The organism is uncultured Mycobacterium sp. (genome assembly GCF_964249325.1).
GTDB lineage: Bacteria > Actinomycetota > Actinomycetes > Mycobacteriales > Mycobacteriaceae > Mycobacterium.
Window position 1 is genome coordinate 1 of record NZ_CAXUCH010000177.1, and the last position, 9,093, is coordinate 9,093.

Below are 9,093 nucleotides of genomic sequence, written 5' to 3' on the forward strand. Positions count from 1 at the left end.
ATGTGGCTGCGTTGCTTATAAAGGGCATGCCCGTCAGCCGTGGCGAGCCGGTGTGCCATCGCCTCGATCGGGACGCGAGGTTGGACCACCGCTGGAAGAGGCGTGGGAAATATGTCGTCGCCACGCGTCACGGATCTTGTTCCTGCCCGGCAAAGTCGGTGCAGCCGCCCAGGTGCGCATTGGTTGTCGGTGGTGCTCGCAAGCCTCGGATGTGATCGCCGTTGCGCGTGATCTGCACGTATTCGAGTTCCATGGCGAAAGGAGGGCGCAGTGTCCGACCCCGCGCACTTGCCTCCTGGCTTGCTGAGCCTCGAGCAGTGGAACGCGCTTGAACTCGACCCGACGCGGCGGTGGGAACTCAGTGAGGGGACACTCATCATGTCGCCGCGTCCGCACCTATGGCATCAGCGCATTTCGAAAAGGCTCACCCGCCTTCTCGACGATCACCTGCCGGACGGGCTCGAGGCGGTTCCTGAGATCGAGGTGATCACAAGAGCGTCGTTTCCGCCGAGTGTGCGTGATCCTGACTGGCAGCTAAACACCTTGGCGCTCAAGGTTACTACCGGGATGACGAGGGCGACGATGACCACGACGACGGGGCGCGCTGAGAGAAGCGCAGCACTCCAATACAGACTTGACTGACGACAACGACCAACCGACTCGTCACGGCCCGGTCGCGGGGAAGCCGGTGTAAACCGGGGCACCGGATTCGGGCACCGTCAGACCGCATCGGATGAGGTCGTAGAGCGGAACCCGGTCGATGCGGTACGTGGTGAACTGGTAGGCGTGCACGAAATTGGACATGAACCGATGCAGGCCCATCGGTGCGCGCACCGAGCTGAGCACCGCTTGGGTAGCGGGACATTTCAGCGCCGCGCGGGCTTGTTCGACCCACGCCGCGTCCAGATACGGTGGAACACCGACGAACGGGCCTTCGGCGATCGCCCAGTCCGGAAACAGGTTTTTGTCATGACCGATCCGGCCGTGGTTCAGCCGGGCGGTGTGCGCTGCGATCGGATTTGCCAACCCGATCTGGTCGATCACCCTCACATCTAGCCCGACGTTCATCCCGACCATGCCGATGTTGGTGAAAAAGACTGTGTGCGGCCCCTTTTCGGGGGCAGCTGGAGCTCCCGGCCGCGGCGGTGGGGGCGGGGCCGCCGGAACGATGTCCCACTGGTTGTAGTTGCCGGACGGCAACAACAACGCCCCGGCGGGCGTGTTGTTGATCGCCACCAGCGCGGCACGCATCCGCGGGTAGTCCAGGTAATCCGCCGCAGTGAGCGGATGCGCGTGCCCGGTGGCCTGCGCATAGAACCGGCGCTCGTCGACGATGCCCGAATAGGTGACCCGGGTGGCGTCGTCGCCCATTCCCGGCGAGTTGGCCGCCCAAAGCGACCAGCCCGCGACCGCCAGCCACAGCGCGCTCACCGCGCCGCCCAGCACATACCGGGTTTCCCGGGAGAACCTGGTGCCTTCGGGAAACACCACCGGAACCACCGCCACCGGCGCGAGCAAACAGACAATCGGTGTCAGCAAGACCCGACCGTGCATGAAATCGCCGCCTTGGCGTATCCAATACAGCGCCTGCAGCAGCCCGCTGACGAGGATGAAAACGACCACGGCAGGCGGGCTTTGCACCGCTCGGGCCCACCGCCCGTAACCGCGCGGTGCCTCGTGGCGAATCCACCAGGGACGGGCGCGGGTGGCCGTCAATAGCACCCCGAGCGCCAGTAACAACAGCGCCGGCACCCATAAGGCGTAGGGCCGGTTGAAGTTGGCCAGATAGATCATGCCCTGGGGCCATTTGTCGCCCGCGGCGTCCTTGGCCAGCGCGGTGCCCGGCACCACCAACCCGTAGTAACCCATCCGGAAGATTTCGTAGCCGACCGGCAGCAGCCCGCCGGCGACCACGATCAGCGCGCGCCGCCGCCAGCCCCGGGCGGCGATCAGCATCATGATCAGGGCGCCGCCGCCGATCAACGCCAGCTCAGGACGCACCAGCACGCTGCAGCCGGCAACGAAGGCCAGCGCCGCGGTGAACGCCCGCCCCTCCGGGCGGACCCGCAACGCTTGCGACCAGCACACCAGCATCCACCACAGCAAACCCAAGTAGGCCAGCGCGAGCCCGCTCTCCAAACCGGAGGTGGCGAAGTCGCGCGCCGGCGGCACTGCGATGTAGACCAGGGCCCCGGCCGGCAGCATCACCGCCCGTCGTCCCTGCAGGCTCGGCGCATACAGCCGGCCCGCCCCCAGCATCAGCAGCGCCACCCCGATCACGCTGAGCGCCAAGGCCAACGCCAACGCCACGTATTCCAGACGCATCGGGCCGGCGGCCAGGCCGCCCAGATACAACATGAAGGTCCACGCGGTCGAGGTGTTGGCCTCGACGCGCTCGCCCGCATTGAAAACCGGCCCGTTGCCGACCAACATATTGCGCACCGTGCGCAGCACGATCAGGCCGTCGTCGGCAATCCATCGTCGCTGCCAGGCGCCCCAGCCGAACAGCACCGCCACCACGATCACGCTCACCCACAGGCTGATCCGCACCGTGGCGTCGTACGCAAACCGCGGCCCCACCACGGCCGTCACCCCGGGAGAGGCCACGGCGACGCGGGGACTAGCTGAACGCAACAGCAGCACCGACTGTTCCTATCCACGCAAGAAACAGCAGCTGGAGTACCCGGTCACGCAGTGCGATGTCTTCGGGTTCCCCGGCCAGCCCGCCGTCGACGTCGACCGCGTAGCGCAGGATCGCGATGGTGAACGGCACCATCGACACGACGAACCACGAGCCGGAGTAGCCGTCGCGCTCGAACGCCCACAGCCCGTAGCAGACCACCACCGCGGTGGCCGACATCGTCCACACGAACCGCAAATATGTGCTGGTGTAGGTTTCCAGCGATTTACGAAACTTGGCGCCGGTGCGCTCGGCCACCACCAGCTCGGCGTAGCGCTTGCCGGCAACCATGAACAGTGAAGCGAATGCGCCCGCCAGCAAAAACCATTGCGACAGCGGGATATCGGCCGCCGCGCCGCCGGCGATGGCACGGAGCAAATACGCCGACGACACAATGCAGATGTCAATCACCGCTTGATGTTTGAGGCCGAAACAGTAGGCCAGCTGGATGCCGATGTAGACGGCCATCACCAGCGCCAGGTTCGGGGTCAGCCACCACGAGATTACCAGCGACGCCACTCCCAGCACCGCCGCCAGCAGGTACGCCAGCCACTCGGGAACCACACCGGCAGCGATCGGCCGGAACCGCTTGGTGGGGTGCTCGCGGTCGGCTTCGACGTCGCGGGCGTCGTTGATCAGATACACCGACGACGCGGCCAGGCAGAACACCACAAACGCCACGGCCACCTTGCCGAGCACGTCGACGTAGTCGTAGTGCATGCCACGGCCCGCCGCCGCCAGCGGCGCGGCCAGCACCAGCACGTTTTTCACCCACTGCCGCGGGCGGATTGCCTTGACCACGCCGACGATCAGGTTTGCCGGGGGCCCGGTCACCGGCACCACATCCTCACTCACCGGCCAACCCACCGTTGAGGCGCTTGTCTGCCCGGACGGCAACGCTCGCGACGGCAGCGCCGACGGCGACGCCGGTGGCCACGTCACTGGGGTAGTGCACGCCCAGAAGTATCCGCGACAACGCCATCGGCGGCACCAACAGGGCAGGCAGCGGCATCCCGGTGGCTCGAGCCAGCAAGATGGCCGCCGCGGTGGTGGAGGTGGCATGCGCCGACGGGAAGCTCAGCCGGCTGGGAGTGCCGACGTTGACCGCAACAGCCGGATGGTCGGGACGCGGTCGCTGCACCAGCCGCTTGATCAGCACCGCCGCCGCGTGTGCGGCGAAGGCACCGACCCCGGCCAGCAGCCAGGCCCGGGCCCGCTGCGGTTGCAGGAGCGCGCCGAGCAGCGACACCGCCAGCCAGCCGATGCTGTGCTCACCGAAGTGCGACAGCCCCCGGGCTGCGGCCAGCACACCGGGTCGGCCGGCCAGCGCCGACTGAACCGCCACCACTGCCGCCACTTCGCCGCGCGGCGCGGCCAGCTCAGCCATGTGCCGGCGTTTTGGGTGTTGCAGGCAGCAGCACCGTTTCCCACTTCTGCTTGCTGGACAGCACCGGCAACGCTTCGCGGTAGGTCCTGCGCATCTCATCGAACCGCTTCGCCAGCTGGTGCTGACGGCGCAGCGACTGCCACAACAGCGAGAACATCTTGGCTCGGTCGCGCTGCCGGTAGACCACGCCGCGGCCGTCGGCCGTCGTGACCGTGGCGCCGTCGAGCATGCACAGCCGAAACCACCGGGCGTCCTGGGTCGCCACGTTGAGCTGCGGGCGCTGGTGATGCGTCGGGTCGGCTTTGGTGAGGTTGTGCAGGGTGCCGCGGGCCAGCCGGTAGCTGATGGCCAGTGGATGCACCGGCGGCTTCATCGGCTTGGTCTTCTGAGCCGGCGCCGGCAGCTCACTGGCCGCTGGCAATACGACAGCGTCGGGGTAGGCCTTGCGGATGCGGTGCACTTCGGGCAGCGCGGATTCCAGGATCGAAAAGATGTGCTCCGGGCCGGCCAGGAAGTCGTCGATTGCCTTGTTCTGGATCGCCACCGTCGAATATTCCAAGCAGGCAAGGTGTTTCAGCGTTGCCTTGAGGTGGCTGCGCACCAGGCCGATGATGTCGCCGTCCCAGTGCATGGCCGCGACCACCAGCCGGTTGCGCAGGTGGAAGTAGGCCTGCCAGTCGATCGCGTCGTCCTTGTCGCTCCACGCCATGTGCCAGATTGCGGCGCCGGGCAGCGTGACGGTCGGATAGCCGTGCTCTGCGGCCCGCAGCCCATAATCGGCGTCGTCCCATTTGATGAACAGCGGCAACGGCTGTCCGAGTTCCTCGGCGACCTGGCGCGGGATCATGCACGTCCACCAGCCGTTGTAGTCGACGTCGACGCGCCGATGCAGCAGGTTGCTGCGAATATTGTTGTCGCTCAACGGGAATTTGGCGAAGTCATGGTCGTACTCGGCGTAGGGCGCAGCGGTCCACATGAAGTTCGACCGGTCCACCACCTCACCCATGATGTGCAGGTGCGACGGCTCTTGCAGGTTGAGCATCTGCCCGCCCACCAGCATCGGCGACTTGGCGAAGCGATGCATGGCCAGCACCCGCAGAATCGAGTCGGGCTCGATGCGGATATCGTCGTCCATGAACAGGATCTGCTGGCAGTCAGTGTTTTTCAACGCTTCGTACATCACCCGGCTGTAGCCGCCGGAACCACCCAAGTTGGGCTGGTCGTGGATGAACAGCCGGTTGCCCAGCGGTGCGGCGGCAGCAGCGAAATCGGGGTGGTCGCGGACCTTCGCCTTGCCCTGGTCGGGCACGATCACCGCGCCGATCACCTTGTCCACCAAGGGGTCTGCGGTCAGTGTGCGCAGGGCGTTGACGCAGTCGCCGGGCCGGTTGAAAGTCGGAATTCCCACCGCGATGTTGGCCACGCCCGGCGCCGGATCGGGCGCGTACCAGCCCGCGCTGCACAGCGTGACGTCGGTGTCGGTGGTGATGTCGAACCAGATCCACCCGCCGTCCTCGAACGGCTCAAGTCCTACGGGGATTTCGAGCGTCGCCGGCTGTTCGGGGCTGCCCTCGAAACCGCGGCCCTCGATGAAGATCCGCGCGCCGGTGGCTTTGGTGCGGTAGACGTCGACGCGTCCGGTGCCGGTCAACTCCGTGCGCAGCACCACCGACTTGCACCTGCTCCAGCGCCGCCAATAACTGGCCGGAAAAGCGTTGAAGTAGGCGGCGAACGACACCTCGGACTCCGCACCGATCTGCAACGTCGTACGTGTCACCGCATGCGCGCGCCGGGCGTTGGTCGTCGACTCCTCCAGGTAGAGCTTGCGCACGTCGAGCGGTTCGCCCGGGCGCGGCAGAATCACCCGGGCCAGCAGGCTTACCGCAGCACCCGTTGTCCCGTCGCCGTGTTGGGCCTTGTTGTCGGCCGATGTCTGGCCAGGGGTCGGGCTCATCCGCGGACGCTTTCCTTGTTGTTGTCGGATTGGGTCAGCGGCGTTCCGTCGCGCAAGTGGGGCGCCAGCACGTTGTCGAACATGCTCAGTGCACTGGCGATGGCCATGTGCATGTCGAGATATTGATAGGTGCCCAGCCGCCCGCCGAAAACCACCTTGGACGCGGCGGTTTCGGCTTTGGCCCGGGCCCGGTAGGCGGCCAGCAGCGCGCGGTCGGCTTCGGTGTTGATCGGGTAATAGGGCTCGTCGTCGTCATCGGCGAACCGTGAGTACTCCCGCATGATCACCGTCTTGTCGGTGGGGTAATCCCGCTCCGGGTGAAAGTGGCGGAACTCGTGGATGCGGGTGTAGGGCACATCAAGGTCGCTGTAGTTCATCACCGGCGTGCCCTGAAAGTCGCCGGTGTCACGCACCTCGACATCGAAATCCAAAGTCCGCCAACCTAACCGGCCCTCCGCGTAGTCGAAGTAGCGGTCCAGCGGGCCGGTGTAGACCACCGGAGCATCCGGGCTGGCGGCACGGAGTTCTTCACGCACGTCGAACCAGTCGGTGTCCAGCCGCACCTCGATGCGCTCGTCGGCGGCCATGTTTTTCAGCCACGCGGTGTAACCGTCGACCGGCAGCCCCTCGTATGTGTCGTTGAAGTAGCGATTGTCGAACGTGTAGCGCACAGGCAGCCGGGTGATGGTGGACGCGGGCAGCTCCTTGGGGTCGGTCTGCCACTGCTTGGCGGTGTAGTTCTTCATGAACGCCTCATACAGCGGCCGCCCGATCAGCGAGATGGCCTTCTCTTCGAAATTTTGCGCGTCGGCGGACTCGATCTCGGCGGCCTGCTCCTTGATGAGCTGACGCGCCTCGTCGGGGCTGTAGTACTTGCCGAAGAACTGGCAAACCAGGCCCAACCCCATTGGCAACGGGTAAGCCTGCCCGTTGTGCAGTGCGAACACCCGGTGCTGGTAGCCGGTGAATTCGGTGAACTGGCGCGCGTAGTCCCACACCCGCTTGTTGGACGTGTGGAACAGGTGGGCGCCATATTTATGGACTTCGATGCCGGTCTGCGGCTCGGGCTCCGAATAGGCGTTGCCGCCGATATGCGGGCGCTTTTCGACGACCAGTACCCGCTTGCCAAGCTGGGTGGCGACGCGCTCGGCAATCGTCAGCCCGAAAAATCCGGAGCCGACGACGAAGAGGTCGAAGCGAGCGGTCATCGGTTGCCTAGGGTATCTGACCCGCGCGGCCCGACCCTGATAGGTGGCGCGCGGGCTTTTGGGCGCGCCGCCAGCCCGCTCTCGGCTTTGCGGCTGCGTTGCAACCACCTTAGGTCGCGATTGCCTCACGATTCGATATCGCCACACCAGTCTCAGTAATCACACCAGTAGCATCAATCACGTCGGCTTCATGTCGTGCTGCGCCTGCAAGTCGGCCGAACACCACATAGTCCAGATTGAGGAGACTTCCGTGCCGAACCGACGTCGACGCAAGCTCTCGACAGCCATGAGCGCGGTCGCCGCCCTGGCAGTCGCGAGTCCTTTCGCTTATGTCACGGTGTCCGAACTGACGGCCGACGCAAAGCCCACACCTCAGCACCGGGAATTCGTGCGGGCGGCGGTAACGACCGACCTGCCCAACGAGCTGGTGTCCGCACTGTCTCAGGGGTTGTCGCAATTCGGGATCAACCTGCCGCCGGTGCCGAGCCTCAGCGGCGCGGGGATGACGCCCGCCAGCACCCCTGGGCTCACTACGCCCGGGCTGACCTCGCCGGGGCTCCCCAGTCCGGGCCTCACTAGTCCGGGGCTCACCGCCCCGGGGGCAGCCACACCTGGCTTGGGCACACCTGGCCTCGGCACACCCGGCCTGGGCACACCCGGCCTGGGCACACCGGGCCTGGGCACACCCGGCATGACGGCACCGGGAACGGCCACGCCGGGCCTGGCCACGCCGGGGGCGACGACACCGGGCCTGACCACTCCGGGGGCGACCACTCCCGGGGCGACCACACCCGGCCTGACCCCGCCCGGGCTCACCACGCCGGGCGCAGCGACGCCGTCGGCTACGCCGGGATTGACCGATCCCAGCCTGGCCAATCCCGGTCTGACCAGCCCGGGTTTGACGAGCCCGGGCGCAGTGCCGGGTCTGGCCAACCCGGCCGGACTGACCCCGGGGACCGGCATCGACCCGTCGCTGACGAGTCCGGCAGGCCTGAGTCCAGGTCTCACCAGTCCGGGCGAGGTGCCGATCAGCGCGCCCGTCGGATTGGACCCGGGTGCGGGCGGCACCTACCCGATCCTCGGCGATCCGTCGTTAGGTGCGGCGCCGGCGGCGAGCACGGGCGGTGGCAGCGGCGGAATCATCAGTGATGTGATGAGCACCGCCAACCAGCTGGGCGCAAGTCAGGCGATCGACCTGATCAAGGGAATGCTGATGCCGTCCATCATGCAAGCAGTCCAAGGCGCCAACGCGGGTGCGGCGCCAGCCGCTGCCGCAGCAGTACCGGCACCGGCACCGGCACCGGCAACCTAACGCGGCGCGGGTGGCATAGAACTTGTCACCAGACGGCACCGCAGAGTGGAGCTGGGCCCGGGGGCACCCGAGGACGAACGCTCTGCGGTGCCGTTGCCGTGCTTTGTTGACAAAATCGCCGTGTCTCACCGTGTCGAAACATTAGCAACATGAGACACATACGTAACATCATCTGGTGCCGTGCCGCCGCCCCGCACCCACGATGTTGCTCAGCGCCGTCGTGGCGACCGCTGTGATAGTGCCCTGGGCGCTCGGCTCCGGCCGCAGCGAGGCGCCGACCCGGCCTTCGGATACTTACGTCGCCCAGCAGCCGCTAATCGGGCTGGGCGGTGGCGTCACGGTCCGGGAAATCACCCAGTCCACGCCGTTTTCCATGGTCGCCTTGACTGGCGGGGACTTGACCGGCACCTCGGCGCGGGTGCGGGCCAAGCGCCCCGACGGTTCCTGGGGTCCGTGGTACGGGACGGAGGCGCTGGAATCGAGCGGCCGTGACGGATCGGCGGAGCGCGGTCCTCGCGGCACCGAACCGGTGTTCGTCGGCAAAACCACGAC

7 protein-coding genes and 1 pseudogene are annotated in these 9,093 nt (G+C 66.6%); 3 read left to right on the forward strand and 5 right to left on the reverse strand.

Annotation, left to right across the window (positions count from 1 at the left end; genetic code table 11):
• Positions 1 to 270: 270 nt before the first annotated feature.
• Positions 271 to 642 carry a hypothetical protein gene (locus ACFE99_RS18555; protein ID WP_375487823.1) on the forward strand — a complete coding sequence of 124 codons (372 nt, stop codon included), beginning with the start codon at positions 271 to 273 and terminating at the stop codon, positions 640 to 642.
• Between the two features lie 21 nt (positions 643 to 663).
• Here the strand turns inward: ACFE99_RS18555 and zomB are convergent, their stop codons facing one another.
• Genes zomB through glf form a run of 5 tightly spaced genes read right to left on the reverse strand, consistent with a single transcriptional unit; the run spans position 664 to position 7,229 of the window.
• Positions 664 to 2,592, reverse strand: coding sequence for a flagellar motor control protein ZomB (gene zomB / locus ACFE99_RS18560; RefSeq protein ID WP_375487825.1), 1,929 nt, complete (start codon positions 2,590 to 2,592; stop codon positions 664 to 666).
• Positions 2,593 to 2,620: 28 nt separating this feature from the next.
• Positions 2,621 to 3,535: a decaprenyl-phosphate phosphoribosyltransferase gene (locus ACFE99_RS18565; protein WP_375487827.1), complete on the reverse strand. Its 915-nt coding sequence runs from the start codon at positions 3,533 to 3,535 to the stop codon at positions 2,621 to 2,623.
• Positions 3,528 to 4,067: a phosphatase PAP2 family protein gene (locus ACFE99_RS18570; RefSeq protein WP_375487829.1), complete on the reverse strand. Its 540-nt coding sequence runs from the start codon at positions 4,065 to 4,067 to the stop codon at positions 3,528 to 3,530. Before ACFE99_RS18570 ends, ACFE99_RS18565 begins: the two co-directional genes overlap by 8 nt.
• Positions 4,060 to 6,021, reverse strand: coding sequence for a glycosyltransferase (locus ACFE99_RS18575; RefSeq protein ID WP_375487831.1), 1,962 nt, complete (start codon positions 6,019 to 6,021; stop codon positions 4,060 to 4,062). The genes ACFE99_RS18570 and ACFE99_RS18575 overlap by 8 nt, the downstream gene beginning before the upstream one ends.
• Complete coding sequence (glf, locus tag ACFE99_RS18580; RefSeq protein ID WP_375487833.1) at positions 6,018 to 7,229, reverse strand: UDP-galactopyranose mutase; 1,212 nt, start codon at positions 7,227 to 7,229, stop codon at positions 6,018 to 6,020. The genes ACFE99_RS18575 and glf overlap by 4 nt, the downstream gene beginning before the upstream one ends.
• 250 nt (positions 7,230 to 7,479) lie before the next feature.
• Between glf and ACFE99_RS18585 the strand changes: the two genes are divergently transcribed.
• Together ACFE99_RS18585 and ACFE99_RS18590 are read left to right on the forward strand one after the other, a co-directional pair.
• Positions 7,480 to 8,541, forward strand: a complete 1,062-nt coding sequence (locus ACFE99_RS18585; protein ID WP_375487835.1) for a hypothetical protein — start codon at positions 7,480 to 7,482, stop codon at positions 8,539 to 8,541.
• A 175-nt stretch (positions 8,542 to 8,716) separates the two neighbouring features.
• Positions 8,717 to 9,093: pseudogene (locus tag ACFE99_RS18590) on the forward strand (cold-shock protein); the annotation flags it as partial.